Genomic DNA, 23,527 nt, shown 5'->3' with positions numbered 1-23,527 from the left:
CAATGAAAAATCTAATCTTAACAACAAGCCTAATCATTACCTTAATTACAAGCCAATTCGCTTTTTCACAAACTAAAAGAACTCCTGCATCTGCCGGAAGAGCAGAATATATAGAAGTTGAACCTGGTGTGAAACTTCATGTAACCGATCTTGGCGTAGGACAACCAATTGTACTGATTCATGGATGGCCACTTAGCGATGAAATGTATGAATATCAATATCAGTACCTGGTAAGAAAAGGTTTCAGGGTAATCGGTATTACATTACGTGGTTTCGGTAAATCTGATAAGCCTTATGGAAAATACAATTTTGATGTTTTTTCTGATGACATTTATGCTGTTCTCCATACCTTAAAAATAGAAAATGCTGTCTTAGGTGGTTTCTCTATGGGCGGTGCCGTTACCATCCATTATGTAAATAAATATAAATCTGCACATGTTAGCAAGCTTGCACTATTTGCAGCCGCGGCACCATCATGGAAACAACGCGCAGATTACAACTACGGAATATCTGAAGAAGGTGCTGCCGGGCTAATTAAACAAACCATAACCAACAGAGAAGATTTGATAGGTGGATTAGGTGCAGCATTTGCGGCCAAAGGCACAACACTTCCAAAAAATACAGAGAAATGGTTAGAGAATATCAATCTATCAGCAAGCCCTTATGTAGTTACCGAATCCATCAGTGCCCTTGGCGACTTGGATTTGCGCCCTGTGCTTAAAAACATAACCATCCCTGTAGCCATATTCCAGGGTACAAAAGATCAATTGATTGATTTTACCCTTGCAGAGCAATTACAAAAAGGTTTGAAAAACTCATACATTGTAAAATTCGAGAATAGCGGACATGCACTTTTTGTAGAGGAGATGGATAAATTTAATAGTGAACTTGAACAATTTGCGAAAAAATAGTCACAACGGTTCCCTGTAGGTTTATAATTTACCTGCGGGGAATTTTTGTTTTAGCCAGTATTAAATCATCACTAAGAATATTTTATCTTTAACTCACTTGAGTTGCGCTATTATGAAACAAAGCATTTTTGACGAAAACCTTAAAACCATCGGCATGTTAAATGTTGATTTACAAAGTATCGAAGTCATTAATTCTGAAGCATATAAATCCTATATCAAGGTGCTTTATCTTAACGAAGGATTTGAAATAAAAGTAGATTTCAATATATATAACACTTCTGGTCCAACATTATTCTTTATCAGTCCTAATCAGGTACTGAGTATCGAAAAACTTGGTGAGCAACCTGGTCGCTTAGTTTTTTATAACCGCGACTTTTATTGCATACAGTTGCATGATGAAGAAGTTGCCTGCGATGGGCTCTTGTTTAATAATATCAACAATATGCCAATGACGGTGATACCCGAGCAGGATGCTACTTTTATTGAATATTTGTTTTCGAGGATGGAAGACGAATTTGAATTGAAGGATGGTTCGCTGGAAGAAATGATCAGAACATATCTTAAACAGCTTTTGATCAAGTCGACCCGATTATGGAAAGTACAACACTTAGAGGGGGTGATGGCGGCCAGCCCCAATAATGACCTTGAGTTTTTCAGGAAATTTACACAATTGGTTGAAGCTCTCTATAAACAAAAGCATAATGTTGCCGACTATGCCGACTTGTTACTGATCGCACCAAAAACCCTCACTCATAGATTTAAGCGGCTGGGACTTCCTCAACCGAACGAAATCATTAAGAACAGGATAATATTAGAGGCAAAGCGGCTTCTGGTACATACCGATAAATCTGCAAAAGAGATCGCTTATAGCTTAGGCTATGATGATCCTGCATACTTTAGCAGGTTGTTTTTGATTAAAACCGGTGAACCACCATCTGGCTTCAGGTCTAAGTACCTAAGTGTGCAGGAAACGAAACAGGAATAATCTTTTGTAATTAGGTTACAGATTTCATAAAGCACTTGTTTGTTACCCAGAGTATTGTCGAATGGCCTAGTTTTGCGTTTTTGGCTTAATAAAGTCTCCTAAATAACTGCACTCTCCTGCTGCAACAGCATAAAAAGACGTTTTTGCATAATTAAATCTTAATTCTTTTAGGTAAGGGTTGTTGTAATTTGCCTTGATAAAGTTTTTCCATTTTACATCCTTTTTATCGTAATAATAAAATGAAAGCGGGTTTGCATTCATGATGATTTGTTTTTGCAAACATTTTGCCAGCATAAAGGTACATTTTGCTTTAAAATCGACATTGGTACTAAGTGCCCTGGCCTTTAAATACCATGCTTTTGCGGTTTGTGCTTTTTTGTAATCGCCATCGTATACATATTTTGCCGGGTTACTATTGTCGTATGATGACCAATCGTAACTGATTAAAAACCAACTGTTGCCATAGTAACCGGTTTGGTAAACGGCATTAGCCATTTTATAATAGTAAAGTGCTGCATTCTTTTTATCACTAATGGTTAATTTCTGCAAACGCAGCATTTCTGCTGCAAAAGCCTTTTTAGTAATTGATGCTTTCGCTGTTACATATTTTTTAGGATAATCGTTGATTGTTTCGATGAAAGGATTGGCATAAAGTTTTGCGTTGGACTCATCTCCATACCAGTTCTCTGGATTGAAGTATTTATAAGCTGGCGAAACCTTTGTAAACATTTGCACAGCCTTATCATATTGATGTGTTCGCAGATAAGTTGTACCATAAAGCTCATAAAAATCATCGTTTTTAAGCTGGTTTAAAGCCGAAGCCAATAAACCGGTTACATCATTCCCCGCTGCCTTGGTTTTATAAACGGCTAGGCCTTGCATACTTTTCGGACTTAAGTTTTTCTGCCAAAAAGCGATACTTTGGTAACTCATATTCTGGAAAAGCGAATTCTCTTTTAGCATTTTATATTCCAGATCACCTTTAACCATTGCTAGTGCTGCTTTTGCCGTATCGCCCATATTCAAATAAGCTGGTGCCAATATTTGTTGGTAGAAATTCCTGGTGGTTCTGCTAAAACGCTTTTCAGCCTGATCGCTATCATAATACTGTCTGTTTGACTGACTTTTGTTTTCTGCGAAACGTTTTTCGTCCAGCCATTTTAAAGTAGGCAATAGGTCATTTTCATTAAAAGGATTGCCTTTTTTGATGTTTTTAGCCTTAATTAATAAATCGGTAATGCGATATTGGTCGCGCAATCTTTCTGGTAATTTATCAGGTTTTAATAGCGCAAGGTAATTTGAAGCCATGAAATCTTTATTCTCCATCCACGATAAGTAGGCAGCTGTTAATGTACCCAATTCTGGCTGTGGATATTTTTTCTCCGTGGCCAGTTTTACGGCAAAATTCCTGATTTCATTCAGGTGTTTTAAGTTAATATTTTTTAAACTGTCTTTATATTTAGGATTGCCGTTATCCGAAAAGTAATAGTTATAACCAATTTTGGCAATGTCGTTTGCTTTAATAAGATCTTGCTCTAACTTATTTACTTCGCGTACCAACAGTGTTCCGTTAAGCTGGCTTTTCGGTTCGTATTGATAAACTTTATTCAAACTTTCTATTCCCGAATCGGCATTTCCGAATCCGTTTATGGCCCAGATATTGGCTTTTTCGTTATTGGTTTTGGCATATTTTAAAGCACCTTGAACAGGCGAACTCGTATAGTAATAATTTTTGTAAGCTTGTATCCTCCGCTCCGGATTGCTGGCAAAAACTTTGGAGAATAAAAAGGCAGATTCATCCGGATTGCCCAACCTGCGAATCGATCCGGCATATAATGCCAATGCCCAACCCTTAATTGCACTGTTTACCTTACTGGTTTTAATATACGTTTCGTAAGTTGATTTGCTCTCCGTATGCAAGCCTGCAAAATGAAACATACGTTCAGACTGGTAAGCATAACGTAATTTTAGAAAATCGTCTTTTGCAGTTTCCGTTAATTTTAAAGCTTCTTTGGCTTTTGACTCCATTGATGTGGTATCGCGTGGTTTTGGATCCCAAAGGTTGAAATTCACATTGGCTAAAGGTTCGCAGCTCTTGGCGAAAAGGTAATACTTTAAGGGCTCCTTGCGCTTGCTTAATGCTTGAATAAAACTGTTTTGTTGTAAACTATCAGGTAGTTGTGAAATGTTGCCATCAAAATTTACCAGCTTTACATCGGTGGCACTGTCTGTTTTATACATTACCTTTAATACATCCTCTTTTTTAACATTAAGGTATTTAGCCCATTCGCGGCTATTGATATCTGGCTCACTTTCTATGTCCGTTTCGCTGTTAAGGTAAACCATCTGATTATAGGCAAAAGGCGAATATTCATCACCTTCAATATTGTTATGAAAATAGGAAACATAATAATCATAGGGATCTATTTCACCGCCACAGGCAAAATTTACGGCAATTTCGCCGAAAAAGGTAATCAGGAATACACTAAAAACTAGCGATAACTTTTTGAAGGTTTTCATTGGTAAAATGTTTTAAAAGGTCGGTGTCTAAATGGTAGAAAACGAGATTCCGGTCTCTTGGAGCCAAATATCGGGATAAAAATCTGGAGGTAGCAAGTAAATCTTTAGCGGAAACCTGTTCCCATCTTACCACATCTCCTTTTTTCAACCCAGCGGCAGGATAATCAGTCAGTAAGTCGTATAGAATGGAATTTTCGCGCTGTTTAAAAAGCTTCTTATCATCGATCTGAGTTTTGCCGATCCGCTTAGAAATACCTGCATATTGTCCGTTCCTGAATACCACTGCCCATTCAAAAAGAGGTAAGGCAACATCAAGTGGCAGGGGGTATTGTTCAAGGTAATCTTTGAGGTATAGATCCATTTCATGCTGGTCCAATATCGAATTTTGATCACCGTATTTACGCAGGTTGCCCATGTTGTAACACATTAAAATAGCCTTTTCTACTGGCGGCACACCGCTTGATACAATATTTTTAACCTGATGCAGGCGCAGGGTTACCGAAATGGTCTTTCCCTTTAAAAGCGGATTCGCCTTTAATTGTTCGAGAAATTTAAAATACCTGTTTCTGGTGCCTTTGGTCCAATCGCAATCAATCTGAAGTTCACGATAACCTGGCTTTCCGGCCTGTTTTACCTTTGCAGCTACAAATTTGGCAATTCGATCGGCCATTACCATAGTTTGCATGGTGTCAATCTTATTAAAAACCTGGTTAACAATAAACACTACGGGTATAATATCGGGTTCTTTAGGTATGGGATCCGAAAATTTAATGGGCGAAACAGGTACGGGAAGTTGCAGGTCTGGATTAAAATCTACATCCATGATCCTTACATACAAAGATTTTGATTTAAACTGATTGAGATAAGCAGTTTCTGCCTTCTTATTCTGGTAATCTGTTTTCCAATAGTAAAAAGTAGGGTTAACAACTGTCTTTTGTTTGCAGCCAAAGAAGAGAAATATAAAAATAACTAAAATACTTATCTTGCGCATATCAATTTTATTAGCAAAAGTACTATAAAATGCGGGCAGTTTTACAAAGAGTTACACAAGCAAGTTGCACCGTTAATGGTGAGATTACAGGAGCAATTGAAACTGGATTTTTACTGTTATTGGGGATTGAGGATGCCGATACTTTAGAAGATCTGGATTGGTTAGCACAGAAAATTATCGGCATGCGTGTTTTTGGCGATGAAAATGGCATGATGAACAAAGCACTTGCCGACGTGAGCGGAGATATTTTACTGATTAGTCAGTTTACATTATTCGCCGCAACCAAAAAAGGGAACCGTCCAGGTTTTACAAGGGCCGCGCGACCAGATGTAGCCATTCCGCTATATGAGAAAATGATCGAAAAACTATCAGCTTTATTGGGTAAAAAAGTAAAAACCGGAATCTTTGGTGCCGATATGAAAATAGCTTTGTTAAATGATGGTCCGGTTACGATTTTGATTGATACAAAAAATAAGGAATAATTTTGAACATTATGGCGTAACTTATTAAGCCTTGAATGGTCAAAAAGCAATATTAATTTACTCCAAAACCTTTAACCTAAGCTAATATGAAGGATAAAAACCCGAGCCGTTTAACTGAATATGGTTGTCTGGTAATTTTTTTAGGGCTAAAACTAATTTTATCTTTTGTATTGGTTAATTCGGTTTACGAATTACAACGTGATGAATTCCTGCATTTAGATCAGGCCAACCACTTAGCTGCAGGTTTTACCTCAGTTCCGCCTCTAACCTCGCTTTTTTCATGGCTGATTAAAGCTTTTGGCAATGGTATTTTTATGGTAAAACTCGTGCCTGCATTAATGGGGGCCATAACCATATTGTATTGCTGGAAAATTGTCGGTTTTTTAAAAGGGAATTTATTGGCCAAATGTTTGGTTGCCGTAGCCTGTATATGTTCTTCTCTGCTTAGGCTAAATACCCTTTACCAGCCCAACTCTTTCGATGTTTTAGCCTGGACCGCAATATTCTATTATTTGCTGAGATATTTCGATCAAAAAAAAGCTAAATATCTGTATGCTTTTGCTGTTTTTGTGGCTTTGGGATTTTTAAACAAGTATAATGTCCTTTTTCTGATTATTGGTCTGTTACCAGCTATCATTATTTCCTCAAATCGAAAAATATTTGCCGATAAACACCTTTACCTATCAGTTTTACTGGCGCTTTTAATTATTTCTCCCAATATAATCTGGCAGATTAACCATCACTTCCCCGTGCTAACCCACATGAAACTTTTGCGGGCCACGCAATTGGTGCATGTAAACAGGATCGATTTTTTTATCGGACAGTTTCTCTTTTTTATCAGTTCAGTTTTTATACTTCTGGCAGGGATCGGAAGTTTGATTTTTTATAAAGATTTCAGGAAATACAGCTGGATTATTTTGACCTATATCATTACCCTAATCGTATTCAGCTATTTTAAAGCAAAAGATTATTATGCCCTGGGTTTATACCCGGTTTTACTGGCTTTCGGTGCTGTTTATTTAAGTAGGGTTTTAGCGAAGAGACCTATACTAACGGGCTTGCTGTTCGCTTTTAATATAGGCACGTTTATTTACCTGTTACCGCTTTTGATGCCGGTTTATAGCCCTGACGAAATTATTGCGCACCATAAAAGGTTTGAGCGGGTAGGTGCATTGCGCTGGGAAGATGGAAAAAATCACGAGTTGCCACAGGATTATGCAGATATGCAGGGCTGGAAAGAATTGGCCGCACTTGTTGATTCCGCTTACGGAAAAGTTAATGATAAATCTACTCTGTTGATACGTGCCGATAATTATGGACAGGCCGGCGCAATTAATTATTATTCAAAATATAAAAATATCAATGCGGTATCGTACAATGCCGATTATCTGTATTGGTTTAACATGGATAAGCCGGTTAAAGATTTAATTTTAATAGAATGGGCTGGTGATGAAGACCCTCAAAGGAAGAGAGAGCAACCATTATTTGATAAAATCACTAAAATTGGCGAATTGAAAAATCCTTATGCAAGAGAAAAAGGTGCGGCAGTTTTTTTACTGGAAGGCGCAAAAAAAGAAGTTACAGGTATCATAAAATCAGAAATAGAAGAAGAAAAAAATGACCATTAACGAAGCACAGGAAACGGTAGACCGTTGGATTAAAACTACAGGTATCCGTTATTTTAACGAATTAACCAATACTGCCATTTTAATGGAAGAAGTTGGGGAGGTTGCACGGATTATGGCCCGTAAATATGGCGAACAGTCGTTTAAAAAGAGTGATGAAGCCGTAAACCTGGCCGATGAAATGGCCGATGTAATATTTGTATTAATCTGTCTGGCAAATCAAACGGGTATAAACTTAACAGATGCTTTAGAAAAGAACCTCGCGAAAAAAAGCATACGCGATGCCGACAGGCATAAGAATAACGAGAAGCTTAAATAAGTCCGGAGTCCTTAGTAGGGAGTCCGAAGTCTAAGCGACGAACTCCATCAAACTTCTATAGGCAACAAAACGGTTTTTAAACTTTTCGTTTAATCCGGCCTGTAAGGCTGGTGCAAATTCTTCCTGGTATTTATTGTAGTTATCTAGTGTTTCTACAACGTACTGTGTACAGTAAGTAACCCCTTCATTAGGTGAATCAACAACTTTTAATAAACGGTTAGAAACAAACAGACCTGTTGCCATCACTTCAGGGATGTGAATATCCTGCATCCATTGTAACCATTCTTCGGCTGCTGCATCTTCGAGGATGAGCGTAACATTATATAAAAACATGCAACAAAGGTAGATAATATATAAATGTTAAAAAATTGAGTAAAGCAGATTTTATGCTTCAAGTGTTATTATCCAGTTAAATTCATAGTATCCTTATTTAGTGATACGAAATAACGCCGCTCAAAAACAGATAACTCAAGGCGCAATTACATTTACATGGGCTAATTACCGTACCAGGGTTTTAATTTTAGCCGGAAATTGCTTCATTTTGTTGTTAATGTTAACTATCATTGTAATGGAAGCATAAGTTATCTGCAGTATCATAATGATTACCATCACCACATCTTTAACTAAAGATCTTCAAGGAATTCTTGAACTTCAAAAGCAAAACCTAAAGCAGGATTTAACACCAGAGCAAATTAAAGCGCAAGGCTTTGTTACGGTTTCGCACTCGCTTGATGATCTGGAAAAAATGCATCAGCATGAACCCAATATTATTGCAAAAGATGGTGAATTGCTTGTTGCTTATGTGTTGGCCATGACCGAACAATCTAAAAATAACATTCCAAGACTGGTTGAAATGTACGAAAGTTTCGATCACATCATATATCAGGAGAAACCCATTTCTAATTATCATTATATTGTAGTTGGGCAGGTTTGCGTAGCGCAAGATTATAGAGGGAAAGGCCTATTTGATAAATGCTACTATGCCTATAAAGATTACTTTAAAAAGAAGTATGATTTCGCAATCACTGAAATTGCCAGTATTAATTTAAGATCAATGAATGCTCACAAGCGTATCGGATTTGAAGTGATTTATACTTATACAGATAGTAGCGATGTAGAATGGAATGTAGTGGTTTGGGATTGGAAACACTAATAGAGATAGGCGTTGGCGTTCATTAACCATTACGAATGAACCACTGAACTAACTAAACCCCATCTCCCCTTAAATTCCTGAATCTTTTTCTGGCCTCAGCGCTGAACATGCTTCCGGGATAATCTGTAATTAATTTCTGGAAATATATTTTCGCTTGTGCAATATCGTTCAGTTTCTTTTCGTACAGATCACCCAGTGTAAATAGTGCATCATCTGTCCAGATTCCTTCTTTAAAATCTTCGGCTACTTTTTTAAGGATATCAGTAGCTTTTTGAAAATCGTTCGCTTTAATAAAAATCCGCGCTTTACTCATCATTATTGCATCAGTTAAGCTATTTTGAGGATAGGCAATCGCAATGCTATCCATTTTTTTTACTGCTTTTTCGGGTAGATTTCTAAATAAGAGCATTTCTGCATCAGCATACATTTTTAAGGCGTTGCTATCAGCTGGTGTTTGGATATTATCGCTAATCAATAAACTCAGGTTTAATGCATCATTCGCAATAAGTTGTGAAGTAGCGGCCTTTAAAACCAAACACTGACCATTGCTGTATTCGAAATTGCCCTGATAAAAGGAGAGTTTGGCGCTGCGGAAACGGGCTTCGTTGCCTACAGGCTGACCTTCGAACTGTTTGCTTACCTGCTCGTACACTAAAAAAGCTTCCCAGGGTTGGTTGGTTAAAATGTAAATGTCGCCTAAATCGAGTTTTAGCTGGCCTAAGTCCTGATCGTTAATCCCAGGCATTTTTATTGCTTCTTCCAGTTCTTTTTCAGCATTTCCGGGTTGATTTAAATAATAAGCCTGCAAGTTTGCCAGTTTTTTTATGGCAAAAAGTGTGTTCCTGTTCTTGCCGTTTTCGCTTAACAATGCCTGATAATCTTTCGCCAGCAAATCAAGATCCGCGACTGTATATTTCCCTGTAGTACGTAAGTTGTACCTGGTATTCAGCATTTCTATTTTTGAAGGAAGATAATACTGGTTATCTTTTCCTTTGGTTAGCAGGTAATCGTAGGCTTTAATCGCGGTTTCATAAGCGCCATTATCAACAAAGGTATAAATGGCGTTAAACAGGGTACCCCCGTCAGCTTTGGTGCGTTTATCGTATGCGATAAGCTGGCGCAGGGCCATGTCAAATTCCTGTTGTTGAATATAGTTCCAGGTAAGTAACTGGATATAAATTTCGGCATCAGGCTCTTTCTGTACTTTTTTTAAAATGGCTATCTGAAAAATTTGATAATCGTTTTTATCTTCAAAAATAGAAGATAGTACAGCTTCAGCCTGCGGTAAAAGTTGTGGCATTGTTGCAAGTGCATCAAGATACTCTTGCATGAGCATGGGTTTATCCTTTTTAAAACGATAGATGTTTAACAGTTCGAAAGTGAAAGCCTGCTCGTTGCCTAGCAATTTTCGTCCTTGTTTAAAGGTTTGAACAGCAAAATCGTAATTTTCGAAACGATAAAAGCTGTTGGCCAGGTTTCTGATCCTAAATTCTTCTTTTGGTAGTTTTGAAATTACCTCATTAAAAATTTTATTGGCCGCCTGTACATCACCTTTTTCCTGGTGAAGTTTGCCCAAGGCTATGGGATAAAACTCGCTTTGTGGATTTTTTTTAATTTCCCTTTTAACCACTTTCTCTGCAACATCATAACGTTTCAATTTTAACAAGGCATTGAAGTAAATGTCGAAATAAGCTTCGTTATTGGGGATAGCATAGAGTTTTTCCAGTAACACAATTGCCTTTTCATATTCTCCATCCTGATAATATTGAATAGCCAGACTACTTTCATCTGGTGCAACCTGCTGGTTGGGACGAAAGATCTGCGCATTGGCCCCAAGCGATAGAAATAAGACTATGATGAAAAACAAGCGGTTCATAAACCCTAAATTATAAGTTTTAAATGTAACATTTTAATACTTCTTTAGCTAAACCGCCAATTGATATTAAACGTATTTTAAATGTTACCTGCATTTTATTTTGTAGATATTTTATAAATACTAAATTGAACCACGACTTATTATTGATTGCATAAGGTAACATTGTTGGTGTAAATCGGGGTTAAGTAGTTGTGATGCTTATTTTTGTCATCCCATAAAGAATTTATTTATGCTAAAAAGGATTTTTCTATTGTTAATGGTTGCATTGATTTGGGCTTGTAAAGGCACAAAACATGATACTATTCCTGTAGACGATTTTTTTAAAACACAGGATAAAGCCTACTATCGCATTTCTCCAGATGGGAAAAGTTTATCTTATTTAAAGCTTCATGATAAAAAACTTGATCTTTTTGCAGAAGATCTTGCCACCGGAAATAGCATTCAGTTAACCCATCTGAATGGGAAGAATATCAGTTTCCATTTCTGGACCAGCAACAATGAACTGATTTATTATACCGAGGATGGATCTAAAGAACGCAGATCTGATATTTTTGTGATCAATAAAGATGGGAGCAAGCAGGTGCAGTTGAGTGCCAATGAGAAAAACAGGCTGAGGGTGATAGAGGATCAGCTGATTGATGATAAATATATTATTGTAGCTTCCAATAAACGCGATTCGACCGTTTTTGATGTATACCGCTTAAACGTGCGTGATGGAAAAATGGAGATCGCTGCAAAAAATCCTGGTAATATTACTAAATGGATGACCGATAGTAAAGGTGTTCTTAAAATTGCCATTGCCAGCGATGGAGTGAACGAAACCCTGATGTACCGCGAAAAGGAAAATCAGGCTTTTGCACCCGTAATTACCAATAATTTCGAAACTACTTTTCAGCCAATTGCATTTTCAGAAGATCAACCGAATGTACTTTATGCGATCTCAAGTGTTAACCGCGATAAAAATGCACTGGTAGCGCTTGATTTAAAAAACGGTAAAGAAAAACAGGTTCTTTTTGCAAACGATACCTTAAACGTAGTAGATGCAACCTACTCCCGTTTCCGGAAAAAAATTCTTTTTGCAACTTGCGAAACCTGGAAAAGAGAAAAATTTTACCTTGATGACAGTACAAAAGTGGCTTACTCAAGGATTGATAAACTTTTACCCGGTACCGAATGGATAATTACTGATAGGGATAAAACGGATAAAGTTTTTGTGATACGCACCTTTACCGATAAAAATCCAGGGTCTTATTATTTGTATACGGCCGCTGACAAAAGGCTTAAAAAGCTTACCGATGTGAGTCCTTCCATTAAACCGGAAGATATGAATGCCATGAAGCCGATTTGTTTCAAAAGCCGCGATGGTTTAACCATTAATGGCTATTTAACCATGCCTAAAAATAAAAAGGCCGTTAACTTACCTGTGGTGGTGCTGCCTCACAATGGTCCTAAATCGAGAAATAGCTGGGGCTACAATGCTGAAGTACAGTTTTTAGCTAACAGAGGCTATGCCGTTTTGCAGGTAAATTACCGCGGCTCTACTGGTTATGGGAAATCATTTTTTGCTGCAGGTTTTAAACAATGGAGCGATAAAATACAGGAAGATGTTAACGACGGTGTTAAATGGCTGGTTACAAAAAAAATTGCTAATCCTAAAAAAATTGCCATTTACGGTAATGGTTTTGGGGGCTATATTGCTTTAAATTGTTTGTATAAAAATCCCGATCTTTATAAATGTGGCGGATCAAATTCTGGCGTGATTAACCTTTTTAGTTACCTGAAAACTTTTCCTCCATTTTTAAAGGCCAAATTACAGATGTACTATGAAATTGTAGGCAATCCGATAACCGAAACCGATTATATGCGTTTTGCTTCACCTGTTTTTCATGCAGACCGGTTTAAATCTCCTGTCTTTATTGCTCAAAACCCTAAAGACCCAAGTGTTAATGTAGCAGAAGGCGTACAGTTTATCAAAGAACTTAAAAAAAGGAATGTTCAGGTTACTTATATCGAAAAAGAGGAAGGCCCCGATCCTGTAGTGCGCCAACAGAGCAGAACGGCTTTGTACAAAGCCCTTGAAGAGTTTTTAAAAGAAAATCTAGGTAAGAAATAGGTATGGCCTTAGATAAAAAAAGCAGTTACCGTAAAAATTTCTCCTTAGGTGTAACCTTCATTGTACTCATCTCTATTCTTTTTATCCTATCGCTTTTTCTTGCGTTCAACTATAGCAAAAAATCGATAGAGAATGATTTTGTTTCCGAAAAGGTAAATGTACTTGAACAAAGTATTAAGCCTTACAATGATTTTTTCCAGAACAAAATGCCTGAAATTTCTTATTACAATGGCTATCTGGATTCCTCTACTGCAGCAAAATTTGTTGATACCGTGATCTTAAAATACCCCTTTATCTCGAAGGTTACTTTTTACGATACAGAAGTAAAGAATGTACCTGTTAAAGATGGGATCAATGCAAATCACCTGGGTATCGGGCCAAAAGCTATTTTCCAGTTTGGGAAAGGGGTAAAGCCCGATTCGGTAAAGTTGTATTCAGAAGATGATACGCGATCTTTTAATGTGGGAAGTGATTTTAATGCAATCGCGATTAAACTTGCCACTTTTGTGGAGGATCTCGATACCGCATCAGTACCTACACAAGAAGAACTGTTTACCAACTTTTCTATTGTTAATTCTAATGAAAATAAAATTACTTACTTAAATATTCCCCGGCGGGAGGATTTAAGGGTTTATAAGGAGATGATCAGGCGGAAGTTAAATCCGGCACCTGTTTATCAACAGGATGTACTGGTTTTTAATCTTGACGCGCATAAAATTAAAATCATCAATACCAGACCATTGTTGTACCAAACGATCAGGATTGAACCGCTAACGTATGATCCGATTGATACCTCAGACGAAAATATTAATACTGAAATAGCGCTGCCGGGTGCATTTTCTGATTTCAAGTTATACCTCATTTCATCAAAATCTTACATCAAAAAAGAAATTTTTATTTACTTCATGCCAATTGCCCTGGTGCTATTGCTGGTATATGGGGTGCTTTTATTGGTTGCTTTTTTGATTTACCGTAATCTGAACATCAATAGTAAAATGTTTAAGTTGCAGTACGATTTTGTGAATAACCTAACGCATGAGTTTAAAACACCCGTTAGCGTAATTAAAATCGCAGGAAACAACATTAAAAGTGCTGCTACCTTAAGCCAAAAAGAGCAGCAGCTTTATGGCAAGATCCTGGACGAAGAAGCCGACAAACTCAATGGTTTAATGAACAAATTATTAGCCTTTACACAAATTGAAAATAAGGCAATTAAACTAAACCAGGAAGAAGTTAATATTGTTGATTTTATTGAAAGTACGATCGAATCGCATACGTTAAAGCATCCCGATTTTAAGATTACTTATGAAGTGCTGGGATTTAAAACCTTTATTACCGACCCGGTGTTATTAGGGAGTTTATTCGATAACCTGGCGGAGAACGCCTACAAATATTCAAAACCGGAACAGAAAAAATTACACATTAGCGCAAAGCTGATTAAAGGAGTATTGGTTTTCCGCTTTGTCGATAAAGGGATAGGGATCGCATCGTCAGAATTAAACAATATATTTAAGAAGTTTTTCAGGATCCAGAATGAATATAACCAGATGGGTAGCGTAGGTCTGGGTTTGGCATTCTGCAAAGAACTGGTTAACTTTATGGAGGGAGAAATCTCTGTAAAAAGTAAAGTAGGGAGCGGTACGGAGTTTAAAATCGTGCTGCCATACAATAATTAAATTTTAGAGGTTGAAAAGTTAAAGGTTGGAAAGTTGAATTAACCTTCAAACATAGCAACGTTTCAGCATTACAATGTAAACACACATAAATGTCTAAAGAAGTAAAAATATTAATCGTAGAAGATGATGAAAATCTTCGCTTTCTGGTAGCCCACCGTTTAAAGGCTGAAGGATATACTGTGCTCGAAGCAAATGATGGTGAAGCTGGTGAAAGGATGATTTTAGCCGATCAGCCTGATATTGTTTTATTGGATTGGATGATGCCTGGCAAACAGGGAGGAGAGGTTTGTGAGAATGTGCGCAAGCAAGGTTTCGAAAACCTGGTGATTATGATGACCGCAAAGGCCCAGGATATAGATAAAATTGATGCTTATAATTTTGGTGCATCTGATTACATCACCAAGCCATTTAATATGGATGTTTTGGTAGCCATGTTGGAGAGCAAGGTGAAGTTTATCGTAAATAAGGATTCGGCCGAAATTCACCGTTTTGGCAATATGGAACATCATCCTAACATTCATACGTTGTTTAGGGATGGAAAGAAAATCGAATTAACGATATTGGAAAACCGCATCCTCCTTTATTTCCTGCGTAATCCAGGCAAAGTAATCAACCGTGATGAATTAATGTTGGTGGTGTGGGGTTACAACTCTGATGTAAACACCCGTACGCTTGATATGCATATTGTGCGCTTGCGTAAAAAAATAGAATTGAATCCTGATAATCCACAGTTGCTGCAAACGGTTAGAGGGGTAGGTTATCGCTTTAACGCGGGATAATTACATTGTGCCGTCAGATGTTGCCATCTGACTGTTAAATGAGTGTCAGATGGTAACATCTGACACCACTATGAATTTCGACCTAGTGGAGAAGTCTATAAGGTGATTTGCTTAAATCTCTTTTATAGATTTCTCCATTTCGTTGCACTTCAGTCGAAATGACGAATTTTATTTACTATGCCCTTTTAAGGGTAAATATAGTTATCTCAGGTAAAATCCCAACCCTGCCCGGATAACCCAGAAAACCGTAGCCTACATTAACGTAAAGCTGTTGTTTTTGCTCCTGATATAGACCTGCCCATTCTTTGTAAATGTATTGGACCGGGCTCCATTGCATCTCCTTTAATCGAACGCCAAACTGCATGCCGTGCGTGTGGCCACTAAACATGGCGTCTATTTGCGGATATTTCTTTAAAACCTCTCCGCGCCAGTGCGATGGGTCGTGACTAAGCAAAAGTTTAACCGGTAAATCATCCGTGTTTTGAACCGCCAGTTCCATTTTTCCATATTTAGGAAAACGGCCCATTCCCCAGTTTTCAATACCTAAAATGCCGATTTCTTCTCCGTCAACCTTCAGTCTGCGGTTTTCGTTCATCAATAAATCGTAACCCATTATTTTATGTACATCAACCATATCTTTCAGGTTTTTTACCTTTGCAGGAGATGACTCCTTCCCAAAATAATAATCACCGTAATCGTGGTTGCCTAATGATGAATATACACCGAGTGGTGCTTTTACTTTCGAAAATATATCCTGGTAATCCCTTACTTCGTTGGTGAGGTTGTTTACTAAATCTCCGGTAAAAAAGATAAAATCAGGCTTTTCTCCTAATAACATTTCCACCCCGCCTTTAACTGCGGTTTTATTGTAGAAACTACCCGAATGAATGTCAGAAATTTGCCCCATGGTAATGCCATCAAATGCCTTTGGCAGATTAGGAAGAATTAAGTTAACTCTTCTCACCTGGTAATCATAAGCACCAGAAATAATGCCCCAGCTTAAAGAGGTTAAAGGAACTGCAGCGGCAACTAAGCCTGCTTTTACCAAAAATTGTGAACGTGATATTGGTTCTGCCTCGCTAACTGGCTGGTCTTTTATGATTTGTTTTTTTCTGAAAAGTTTGATGAATAATCTTCGTAAATCATCCAGAATTAGAAATGGCAGCATCGCCATTTTACAGGCTACTGTTAAAAAGAAAGCGACTAGAATGATGGCTCTAAGCGTAAGGAAAAGATTAAGGTAAATTCCTGCGAAAACACCAATAATTAACAAAACGCTATAACTCCAATATAAAATACCGAAGATTTTTTTTGTTCCTGGTTTCCATTTAAAAACTGAAACAATGGCTTTAAAAAAATAAATATCAAAGGCTGTAATGAGTATGCAGGCTGCAATGATGAAAGGTAATCTTCCCATTATATATTCGGGTTTGTAAATAAAAAAGCTTCGACAGATTCTTCTTTAGGGGAAGAATTTGTCAAAGCTAATCAAATTAGAGAAATTCAATATTATCTGAAATCGTCTTCATCCTCTTCTTCGTCAAATTCGGCATTAAATAAACTGCCAAACATATCAGAAAAGCCGAAGCCACCATTTAAAAAGTTTTTGCTCAATTGTGAATATTCGGCTAAACCATGTAATACAAATTCCATTAAGAGCAGCGTCTGGTTTTCGCTAAGTTTGGGATGAAATTTCCTGACCAGATCGTATAAGCCCGGTACCAGCATCAATGCCTTCTTGTATTGCGAATTGGTTAAAGTATCTGTAACATCAACATTATTACCTTCAGTAAACCATTCAGTTACTTCAGTATAAGGATTTGCCGTTTTACTTTTCTTTGCCTTTTCAGGGTCGGGGAAATAACGGGCAAATAAGGTTTTAACTGCCTTGCCTATTAAGGTTGTTGCTACGTGAGCTGGTCCTTCAAGTTCTCCCTCGTACACCAGTTCTATTTTACCCGTTATGGCCGGGATAATTCCTGCAAGATCAGATAAACGTACAAAAGTATTTTTCTCGCCTGAGATCAGCATTCTTCTCTCGGCAGTGCTGATTAAATTTTCATAAGCAGAGATCGTTAATCTTGCCGATACACCCGATTTCTGGTCGATATATTCACTTTTACGGGCTTCGAAAGCAATCTGCTCTATCAAATCCTTCACCAATCCATCAGCCTCGATATTGGCTTTCTGATCAGCTGTTAATCTGGCTTCCTGGAAGGTGATTTTGCGCGAAATTTCGACAGTCTTTGGGTAGTGAGTTAAAATCTGACTTTCAATCCTATCTTTTAGCGGCGTAACAATACTTCCACGGTTGGTATAATCCTCAGGGTTTGCAGTAAATACAAACTGGATATCCAGAGGCAAACGCAATTTGAAACCGCGGATCTGGATATCTTTTTCCTGTAACATGTTAAATAATGCCACCTGGATTCGTGCCTGTAGATCGGGTAGCTCATTAATCACGAAAATGCTGCGGTGTGCACGTGGAATTAAACCAAAGTGGATTACACGTTCATCATTATAGGTTAACTTTAGGGTAGCGGCCTTTATAGGGTCAACATCGCCAATTAAATCGGCAACCGTAACATCTGGTGTCGCCAGTTTTTCAGTATACCTTTCGCTGCGGTGCAACCAGGCAATTTCGGTGTCGTCACCCTTTGTGGCAATTTCGTTTTTAGCATACCATGAAATTGGGTTCAACGGGTCATCAAAAATTTCACTTCCGGCAACATACGGTACATATTCGTCCAGTAAGTTTACCATTAAACGGGCAATACGTGTTTTTGCCTGCCCGCGTAAGCCCAAAAGTAAAATATTATGACGCGATAAAATGGCCGTTTGCAGCTCAGGAATTACGGTTTCATCATAACCGATAATGCCTTCGAATTCTGTTTTTTTATCACGCAGGACTTTAATCAGATTTTCTCTGAGCTCTTCTTTTACCGATCTTGATTTATATCCTGTAGTTTTTAATTCGCCTAATGTTTTTTCTTGCATTTTTTTTTATTTATCTGAAAGTCCGAAAAGTCTGAGGTCCGAGGCTTGGATAATTAGCGATTGCACTATATCTTCCGACTTCGGACTAAAGAATTTCGACTATTTTACAGTTTTTCTTCTATTTTTAATGTAATCTTCAAAGATGTACTCTCCCAAGCCATTTAACGAGCTATAAAAAGCCCTGCCACCATTAATTTCTGTAAACTGGCGCACAAACTGTTGCAGGTAAGGGTCTTTCGCAATCATAAATGTCGTAATTGGAATCTTTAAACGCTTACATTGCGCCGCCATGTTCAGGGTTTTGTTAATTACCTTTCTATCCAAACCCATACTGTTTTTATAGTATTTGCCATTTTCCTTTAAACAGGTTGGTTTTCCGTCCGTAATCATGAAAATCTGTTTATTATGGGTTTTTCTTCTGCGGAGTAAATCTGCAGCCAATTCTAATCCTGCATAAGTATTGGTGTGGTAAGGGCCAACCTGTAAATAAGGCAGGTCTTTAACACTAATCGGCCAGGCGTCATTTCCGAAAACTACAATATCTAAAGTATCTTTAGGATACTTCGTTTTAATCAGCTCGGCTAAAGCCATGGCAACCTTTTTTGCTGGGGTAATGCGGTCTTCGCCATATAATATCATGGAATGCGAAATGTCTATCATCAATACCGTAGAAGTTAAAGTTTTAAAATCCTTTTCCTCTACCTCCAAATCTCTGTCGGTTAATGTGAAATCGCCTATTCCATGGTTTATTTGAGCATTTTGGATAGAGGCTGTCATATCAATTTGGTCTAAACTATCGCCAAAACTATACTCCCGCCTATCCGCATTTTTCTCTTCGCCAATACCAGATTGGTTACTGTTGTGGTTACCGCGACCAGATTTTTTCAGTTTGCCAAAAATTTCGTCTAGGGCAGACTTGCGGATGGTCTGCTCGGTTTTGGCCGTAATTTTAAACTCTCCGGATTGATTGTCTTCCGTAAGATAACCTTTGTCTTTAAGATCGTCTATAAAATTACCGATGCCATAATCATTATTGGTTAATTTATATTGTTTGTCGAGCTCGTTCAGCCAGCTTAAAGCCTCCGCCGCATCTCCGGCTGTATAATTCAGCAGTTCGCTGAATAATTTCAGCAACTCATCAAACCCACCCTTTGGCGCGTCGCCCGGCTTATAATCAGAAAAACGAAAACCTCTCATGTGCTTATATTAACGATTTATCGAAGATAAAAGTTTCGATTTGCATTAATTTAAGCGCGGTGTCATATTTGGTGCGACGCAAAGACCTCGCAGGTTTTTAAAACCTGCGAGGTCTAAACTAAAAATTGCCAGCTGATCTGACCTTTTTCAAAAACCTAAAGATCTTATCCCAGCGCCATGTGGTAAATCTTTTTATTATATTCAGGATTTGCACCAGGCTGCGATGCTACAAATGCGCCAACTTTGCAGGCATTATCCAAAGTGGTTTCCATGGGGTAACCTTGCAGGTAGCAGGCAATAAATGTGGCTAAAAAGGCATCTCCTGCACCAACAGTATCGGCCACCTGTACCTTGTAACCAGGGTGTTTAAACAGTTTGCCTTCTTTTAAAACACAAGCACCTTTATCACCTAATGTCAGGCAGATGATTTCAATATTGAACTGACTGGAAAGCTGTTTTAACAACTGTTCATCAGTATTTCCCGTTAAACCAAATGTTTCTTTTACCCAAACAATTTCATCCTCGTTTATTTTAAGGATATCTGCTTTTGCCAACAGCTCCTCAATTAATTCTTTTGAATAAAAAGGAGCCCGGAGATTGATGTCGAATATTTTGGTCCTGGCATTTTCTAAAAGTGCCAGAATGGTTTTTTTAGATTTTTCTTCCCTGCAGGTTAAACTACAATATACTAATGCATCTGCCTGTTTTACAGCTAATGTGTTTTCCTCTGTGATTTTGATCTCATCCCATGCTACGGGTTGTTTAATGGTATAAGTAGCCTGATGATTTTCGTCCAGCTGTATCACCACTGTGCTGGTTGGTAATTCATGGTTAACTTGGATCAAATCTGTTGCAAAATGATTGCCGGCTAGAAAATTGAATAGTTCTTTGCCGTTTTCATCATTTCCTATGGCACTAATAAAGCGGCTCTCTATCCCTTGTTTGTGTAAATTAAGCGCAACGTTCATGCTCGAGCCGCCAGCTTTTTTGCCTTCTGGAAAAACATCCCATAGTATTTCGCCAATCGTGATTACTTTATTTTGCATAGAAGATTTATAGATATGTAAATAAAGAATTTTTACGCATTGAACAAAATAATTTGTTTCATATCTTTAATTTTTACCTCAACTCAATTAACCATGAAAAAAATACTTGTAATTGCATTGTTTTTAGTTTCCTTTAGCGCTTTTGCTCAAAATGACAAAGATAAACAGGCCATACTTAATTTGCTCGAAAAGCAACGTACTGACTGGAACAAAGGAGATGTTGAAGCTTTTATGCAGGGCTATGAAAAATCAGATAGTTTACTTTTTGTAGGTAAAAGCGGACCAACTTACGGCTGGCAAAAAACGCTTGATAATTATAAAAAAGGCTATCCGGATAAATCTGCTATGGGTTTTTTAGTGTTTGGCATAAAAAAGGTAGATTTTTTAAACCCTGATCTGGCTTTTGTATTGGGTAGCTGGAATGTTAAACGCGAAAAAGACGAACTTAAAGGTTATTTTACCCTCTTAATTAAAAAGATTAAAGGCGAATGGAAAGTAGTTGCCGATCATAGTTCATAAGCAGTATTTACAAGTGAAAAATATATTTGGAGTTATCATCTCTTTGCTACTGTTTGCTTCGTGCAATTACTCTTCAAGTCGTAAAGATCAACCTGTACTTTATAAAAAAAGCGGGCTGAGTTTTATGTTACCCAACAAATATTGGAAAATAAAAAAAGACAGGGCGGTTGAAGGGGCAAAAGGTATTCGCCTGATCTCCGCGGAAAATGATGAGCCCTTAAGCAAGGATGCTTATCTGATTTTGACGGAAATTAATAAAGACCTTAATCTAAACTCATTCCTGGAAAAAACCATTCGTTCTTGCAGAAGTAGTTATCAGCAAAGAAAGATAGCTTTTGGATTGCTCGATACCGCTCGCAATATTAAAATTGGAAATAAAGAAGTGCTTAGGATTGGTTTTGAAACCTCAATCATAGCAAATAGAAATATTGGGAGTATCACTCTTTTTAAACTCAAAGGTAAAACCTATTCTTTCATGTTCTTTGGCGAAGCAATAGAAGCTAAGAATCATCAAAAGCTAGTCGATTCGATGATCAGCTCTTTTAAGGTAGATTATTGAGAGGTTATTAATAATTAAAGTTGGACAATTAATCTAAATATGTCCTTATTTTTAACTGCGACTGGCAAGTTGAGTATTTTAATGCTGTAGCAGTATTTAAGGGCGATAAAATCGCCCTTCTCATGCATCCCCGTTGCAAACGGTGACGATTATTTACTCGCCCAACCTAAAATCCTTATAATAATAATCTTTATCTGCATCTGTTAACTGGCGGATTACCCTGCATGGGTTTCCTGCGGCGAATACATTATCCGGAATATCCCTCGTAACCACACTTCCTGATCCGATAACCACATTAGACCCAATTTTGACACCCGGATTAATTACTACGTTTCCACCGATCCAAACACTGTTGCCTATGGTAACTTCTTGTGCCCATTCGTATTCCTGATCTCTTAAATGCGCATGCATTGGATGTCCGGCAGTATAAATGGCTACATTTGGTGCAATAAAAACGCTGTTACCAATACTTACCTTGGCACAATCTAAAATAACAAGGTTAAAATTTGCATAAAAGTTATCGCCAATTTCGATGTTATATCCGTAATCACATCTAAATGGAGGCTCAACGTAGAACATTCTTTCTGTTTTTCCGAACAATCTTTTTAGTAATTCTTTTCGCTGCTTGATAAATTTTGGTGCAAGGTTATTAAACTCGAAAACAATTTCACGGGCTTTTAATCTTTCTTTCGAAAGTTCTTCGCCTCCAGCCTGATAAGCTTTGCCTGCCAGCATTTTTTGTTTTTCAGTAAGTATATTGGTATCCATTCGTAATCTGATTTCTTAATTTGCACTGTGATTCGCAATAATAACAAAAACGGGGCTATTGTTACCAATGCCCCGTTGTATTTTAATTTTTAATGTTTTTACGGTCTGCCTTTGGCTAAAGCCTTTTCAGCTATTTTAACTGCTTTTTTCTCTCTCCAATGGGCGTATTTTTCTTTGAAAGTCATTTTAATCAAACTGTCAATTGCACCATGTGTAAATAAACTCCAAACGCTGGCCACTTTACGTGTAATCGATTGGTCCCAGGCCCTTAAACTAAGTGAGAATGAACCATCCAGATATTTCATCCAGTGCCACATTCCGGTTGGCATAAATAAAGTATCGCCATGCTCTAAAAAAACTTCATAACCTTCAACACCATTTAGTGCCGGAAATTTTTCGAAATCAGGGTTGGCCACATCGTAATCTTCCAAAGCGTATGTTGCATTTGGCAGGCAATACAATCTGTCTTTCCATTTGTTATCGAATAAAATAATATGTTTCCTGCCACCGAAGTGGGTATGGAAAATATGTGGTAAATCGATATCGTAATGTAAAAACGTTACCGAGTTAGAACCACCAAAAAACATGGCAGGCATACTTTCAATAAAGCCACCCATTAAATCTTTAGGGATTTTTACATCATTGATTAAACTAGGTACTTTTTTAAACAGGTTAAAAAAGAATATACGCAGTTCGGTTGGCTCACGTTTGATTAAGTCAAGGTAATCGCCAAATTTCATGTGTGCTGTAGCAGCGTTAATTGGTTTTGACGGATCGGCTTTGGAGTTGTCGTAAAGTGGAACTTCAAGCTCGCCACCAATTTCTTTTAGATATTCAGTCGTCCATTTTTCTCTGGCAGGCCAATCTTTAGTTAGGCCTTTGATTACTAACGGACGTTTGGTTTTCAGATAATTTTTCTTAAAATCTTCGGGAGTGATGCTCTCAACGATATCAACAGGTTTTAAAATGAAACTCATGCGCTTAAAATCGGTTATTTGTGCCGAACAACAA

General features: G+C 37.6%; 21 protein-coding genes. 11 read left to right on the top strand and 10 right to left on the bottom strand.

Annotated features, from left to right (window positions below; translation table 11 throughout):
• Positions 1 to 2 precede the first annotated feature (2 nt).
• On the top strand, positions 3 to 911 hold the full coding sequence (locus BCL90_RS11275) for an alpha/beta fold hydrolase (RefSeq protein WP_121284068.1): 909 nt from the start codon (positions 3 to 5) through the stop codon (positions 909 to 911).
• A gap of 112 nt (positions 912 to 1,023) precedes the next feature.
• A complete protein-coding gene (locus BCL90_RS11270; protein WP_121284067.1) occupies positions 1,024 to 1,896 on the top strand; it encodes a helix-turn-helix domain-containing protein in 873 nt (290 codons plus the stop codon).
• Positions 1,897 to 1,962: 66 nt separating this feature from the next.
• Here the strand turns inward: BCL90_RS11270 and BCL90_RS11265 are convergent, their stop codons facing one another.
• Positions 1,963 to 4,416: a hypothetical protein gene (locus BCL90_RS11265; RefSeq protein WP_121284066.1), complete on the bottom strand. Its 2,454-nt coding sequence runs from the start codon at positions 4,414 to 4,416 to the stop codon at positions 1,963 to 1,965.
• Positions 4,382 to 5,407, bottom strand: coding sequence for a hypothetical protein (locus tag BCL90_RS11260; RefSeq protein WP_121284065.1), 1,026 nt, complete (start codon positions 5,405 to 5,407; stop codon positions 4,382 to 4,384). Before BCL90_RS11260 ends, BCL90_RS11265 begins: the two co-directional genes overlap by 35 nt.
• 29 nt (positions 5,408 to 5,436) lie before the next feature.
• Here BCL90_RS11260 and dtd point away from each other — a divergent pair, with 29 nt between their 5' ends.
• The 3 genes from dtd (at position 5,437) to BCL90_RS11245 (ending at position 7,833) form a co-directional block, all read left to right on the top strand.
• Complete coding sequence (gene dtd, locus BCL90_RS11255; protein WP_121284064.1) at positions 5,437 to 5,889, top strand: D-aminoacyl-tRNA deacylase; 453 nt, start codon at positions 5,437 to 5,439, stop codon at positions 5,887 to 5,889.
• An 86-nt stretch (positions 5,890 to 5,975) separates the two neighbouring features.
• Complete coding sequence (locus BCL90_RS11250; RefSeq protein ID WP_121284063.1) at positions 5,976 to 7,517, top strand: glycosyltransferase family 39 protein; 1,542 nt, start codon at positions 5,976 to 5,978, stop codon at positions 7,515 to 7,517.
• Positions 7,507 to 7,833 (top strand): nucleotide pyrophosphohydrolase, encoded by a 327-nt coding sequence (locus BCL90_RS11245; RefSeq protein WP_121284062.1) that lies wholly within the window; start codon positions 7,507 to 7,509, stop codon positions 7,831 to 7,833. Before BCL90_RS11250 ends, BCL90_RS11245 begins: the two co-directional genes overlap by 11 nt.
• Positions 7,834 to 7,863: 30 nt before the next feature.
• On the opposite strand, the gene BCL90_RS11240 is transcribed toward BCL90_RS11245, so the two are convergent.
• Positions 7,864 to 8,166, bottom strand: coding sequence for a DUF4286 family protein (locus BCL90_RS11240; protein WP_121284061.1), 303 nt, complete (start codon positions 8,164 to 8,166; stop codon positions 7,864 to 7,866).
• A gap of 265 nt (positions 8,167 to 8,431) precedes the next feature.
• On the opposite strand from BCL90_RS11240, the gene BCL90_RS11235 reads away from it, so the two are divergent.
• The gene (locus BCL90_RS11235) at positions 8,432 to 8,986 is read left to right on the top strand and encodes a GNAT family N-acetyltransferase (RefSeq protein WP_121284060.1); all 555 of its coding nucleotides are present in this window, start codon (positions 8,432 to 8,434) and stop codon (positions 8,984 to 8,986) included.
• 52 nt (positions 8,987 to 9,038) lie between these two features.
• Here the strand turns inward: BCL90_RS11235 and BCL90_RS11230 are convergent, their stop codons facing one another.
• The gene (locus BCL90_RS11230; RefSeq protein WP_121284059.1) at positions 9,039 to 10,862 is read right to left on the bottom strand and encodes a tetratricopeptide repeat protein; all 1,824 of its coding nucleotides are present in this window, start codon (positions 10,860 to 10,862) and stop codon (positions 9,039 to 9,041) included.
• A gap of 229 nt (positions 10,863 to 11,091) precedes the next feature.
• Here BCL90_RS11230 and BCL90_RS11225 point away from each other — a divergent pair, with 229 nt between their 5' ends.
• The 3 genes from BCL90_RS11225 to BCL90_RS11215 all read left to right on the top strand — a co-directional run bounded on the left by BCL90_RS11225 (position 11,092) and on the right by BCL90_RS11215 (position 15,430).
• On the top strand, positions 11,092 to 12,975 hold the full coding sequence (locus tag BCL90_RS11225; protein WP_121284058.1) for a S9 family peptidase: 1,884 nt from the start codon (positions 11,092 to 11,094) through the stop codon (positions 12,973 to 12,975).
• A gap of 2 nt (positions 12,976 to 12,977) precedes the next feature.
• Positions 12,978 to 14,651 (top strand): sensor histidine kinase, encoded by a 1,674-nt coding sequence (locus tag BCL90_RS11220; protein WP_121284057.1) that lies wholly within the window; start codon positions 12,978 to 12,980, stop codon positions 14,649 to 14,651.
• A gap of 89 nt (positions 14,652 to 14,740) precedes the next feature.
• Entirely contained in the window at positions 14,741 to 15,430 is a 690-nt protein-coding gene (locus BCL90_RS11215) for a response regulator transcription factor (RefSeq protein WP_121284056.1), read from the top strand.
• A gap of 175 nt (positions 15,431 to 15,605) precedes the next feature.
• On the opposite strand, the gene BCL90_RS11210 is transcribed toward BCL90_RS11215, so the two are convergent.
• The 4 genes from BCL90_RS11210 to BCL90_RS11195 all read right to left on the bottom strand — a co-directional run bounded on the left by BCL90_RS11210 (position 15,606) and on the right by BCL90_RS11195 (position 20,670).
• Positions 15,606 to 16,847: a metallophosphoesterase gene (locus tag BCL90_RS11210; RefSeq protein WP_121284055.1), complete on the bottom strand. Its 1,242-nt coding sequence runs from the start codon at positions 16,845 to 16,847 to the stop codon at positions 15,606 to 15,608.
• A 92-nt stretch (positions 16,848 to 16,939) separates the two neighbouring features.
• A complete protein-coding gene (locus tag BCL90_RS11205) occupies positions 16,940 to 18,427 on the bottom strand; it encodes a P-loop NTPase family protein (protein ID WP_121284054.1) in 1,488 nt (495 codons plus the stop codon).
• Positions 18,428 to 18,526: 99 nt separating this feature from the next.
• Positions 18,527 to 19,624: a vWA domain-containing protein gene (locus BCL90_RS11200; protein WP_121284053.1), complete on the bottom strand. Its 1,098-nt coding sequence runs from the start codon at positions 19,622 to 19,624 to the stop codon at positions 18,527 to 18,529.
• Positions 19,625 to 19,788: 164 nt separating this feature from the next.
• Entirely contained in the window at positions 19,789 to 20,670 is an 882-nt protein-coding gene (locus BCL90_RS11195; RefSeq protein ID WP_121284052.1) for a carbohydrate kinase family protein, read from the bottom strand.
• Between the two features lie 93 nt (positions 20,671 to 20,763).
• On the opposite strand from BCL90_RS11195, the gene BCL90_RS11190 reads away from it, so the two are divergent.
• Both BCL90_RS11190 and BCL90_RS11185 read left to right on the top strand, forming a co-directional pair.
• On the top strand, positions 20,764 to 21,189 hold the full coding sequence (locus BCL90_RS11190) for a YybH family protein (RefSeq protein WP_121284051.1): 426 nt from the start codon (positions 20,764 to 20,766) through the stop codon (positions 21,187 to 21,189).
• A gap of 13 nt (positions 21,190 to 21,202) precedes the next feature.
• Complete coding sequence (locus tag BCL90_RS11185) at positions 21,203 to 21,748, top strand: hypothetical protein (RefSeq protein ID WP_134380423.1); 546 nt, start codon at positions 21,203 to 21,205, stop codon at positions 21,746 to 21,748.
• Between the two features lie 153 nt (positions 21,749 to 21,901).
• Here the strand turns inward: BCL90_RS11185 and BCL90_RS11180 are convergent, their stop codons facing one another.
• Positions 21,902 to 22,516: a sugar O-acetyltransferase gene (locus BCL90_RS11180; RefSeq protein ID WP_244094991.1), complete on the bottom strand. Its 615-nt coding sequence runs from the start codon at positions 22,514 to 22,516 to the stop codon at positions 21,902 to 21,904.
• A 98-nt stretch (positions 22,517 to 22,614) separates the two neighbouring features.
• Positions 22,615 to 23,493, bottom strand: a complete 879-nt coding sequence (locus BCL90_RS11175; RefSeq protein ID WP_121284049.1) for a cupin-like domain-containing protein — start codon at positions 23,491 to 23,493, stop codon at positions 22,615 to 22,617.
• Between the last annotated feature and the right edge of the window lie 34 nt (positions 23,494 to 23,527).

This window comes from Pedobacter alluvionis (assembly GCF_003664035.1).
Classification (GTDB): Bacteria; Bacteroidota; Bacteroidia; order Sphingobacteriales; family Sphingobacteriaceae; genus Pedobacter; species Pedobacter alluvionis.
The sequence above is the reverse complement of the archived record's forward strand: the minus strand, read 5'-3'. Positions and strand labels throughout refer to the sequence as shown.

Excerpts from the sequence above, each read along its gene's own strand:
- BCL90_RS11220 (WP_121284057.1), top strand. The coding sequence starts at position 12,978 with ATGGCCTTAGATAAAAAAAGCAGTTACCGTAAAAATTTCTCCTTAGGT.
- BCL90_RS11250 (WP_121284063.1), top strand. The coding sequence starts at position 5,976 with ATGAAGGATAAAAACCCGAGCCGTTTAACTGAATATGGTTGTCTGGTA.
- BCL90_RS11265 (WP_121284066.1), bottom strand. The coding sequence starts at position 4,416 with ATGAAAACCTTCAAAAAGTTATCGCTAGTTTTTAGTGTATTCCTGATT.
- dtd (WP_121284064.1), top strand. The coding sequence starts at position 5,437 with ATGCGGGCAGTTTTACAAAGAGTTACACAAGCAAGTTGCACCGTTAAT.
- BCL90_RS11215 (WP_121284056.1), top strand. The coding sequence starts at position 14,741 with ATGTCTAAAGAAGTAAAAATATTAATCGTAGAAGATGATGAAAATCTT.
- BCL90_RS11270 (WP_121284067.1), top strand. The coding sequence starts at position 1,024 with ATGAAACAAAGCATTTTTGACGAAAACCTTAAAACCATCGGCATGTTA.
- BCL90_RS11230 (WP_121284059.1), bottom strand. The coding sequence starts at position 10,862 with ATGAACCGCTTGTTTTTCATCATAGTCTTATTTCTATCGCTTGGGGCC.
- BCL90_RS11195 (WP_121284052.1), bottom strand. The coding sequence starts at position 20,670 with ATGCAAAATAAAGTAATCACGATTGGCGAAATACTATGGGATGTTTTT.
- BCL90_RS11275 (WP_121284068.1), top strand. The coding sequence starts at position 3 with ATGAAAAATCTAATCTTAACAACAAGCCTAATCATTACCTTAATTACA.
- BCL90_RS11210 (WP_121284055.1), bottom strand. The coding sequence starts at position 16,847 with ATGGGAAGATTACCTTTCATCATTGCAGCCTGCATACTCATTACAGCC.
- BCL90_RS11240 (WP_121284061.1), bottom strand. The coding sequence starts at position 8,166 with ATGTTTTTATATAATGTTACGCTCATCCTCGAAGATGCAGCAGCCGAA.
- BCL90_RS11200 (WP_121284053.1), bottom strand. The coding sequence starts at position 19,624 with ATGAGAGGTTTTCGTTTTTCTGATTATAAGCCGGGCGACGCGCCAAAG.
- BCL90_RS11225 (WP_121284058.1), top strand. The coding sequence starts at position 11,092 with ATGCTAAAAAGGATTTTTCTATTGTTAATGGTTGCATTGATTTGGGCT.
- BCL90_RS11175 (WP_121284049.1), bottom strand. The coding sequence starts at position 23,493 with ATGAGTTTCATTTTAAAACCTGTTGATATCGTTGAGAGCATCACTCCC.
- BCL90_RS11235 (WP_121284060.1), top strand. The coding sequence starts at position 8,432 with ATGATTACCATCACCACATCTTTAACTAAAGATCTTCAAGGAATTCTT.
- BCL90_RS11205 (WP_121284054.1), bottom strand. The coding sequence starts at position 18,427 with ATGCAAGAAAAAACATTAGGCGAATTAAAAACTACAGGATATAAATCA.
- BCL90_RS11245 (WP_121284062.1), top strand. The coding sequence starts at position 7,507 with ATGACCATTAACGAAGCACAGGAAACGGTAGACCGTTGGATTAAAACT.
- BCL90_RS11190 (WP_121284051.1), top strand. The coding sequence starts at position 20,764 with ATGAAAAAAATACTTGTAATTGCATTGTTTTTAGTTTCCTTTAGCGCT.
- BCL90_RS11260 (WP_121284065.1), bottom strand. The coding sequence starts at position 5,407 with ATGCGCAAGATAAGTATTTTAGTTATTTTTATATTTCTCTTCTTTGGC.
- BCL90_RS11180 (WP_244094991.1), bottom strand. The coding sequence starts at position 22,516 with ATGGATACCAATATACTTACTGAAAAACAAAAAATGCTGGCAGGCAAA.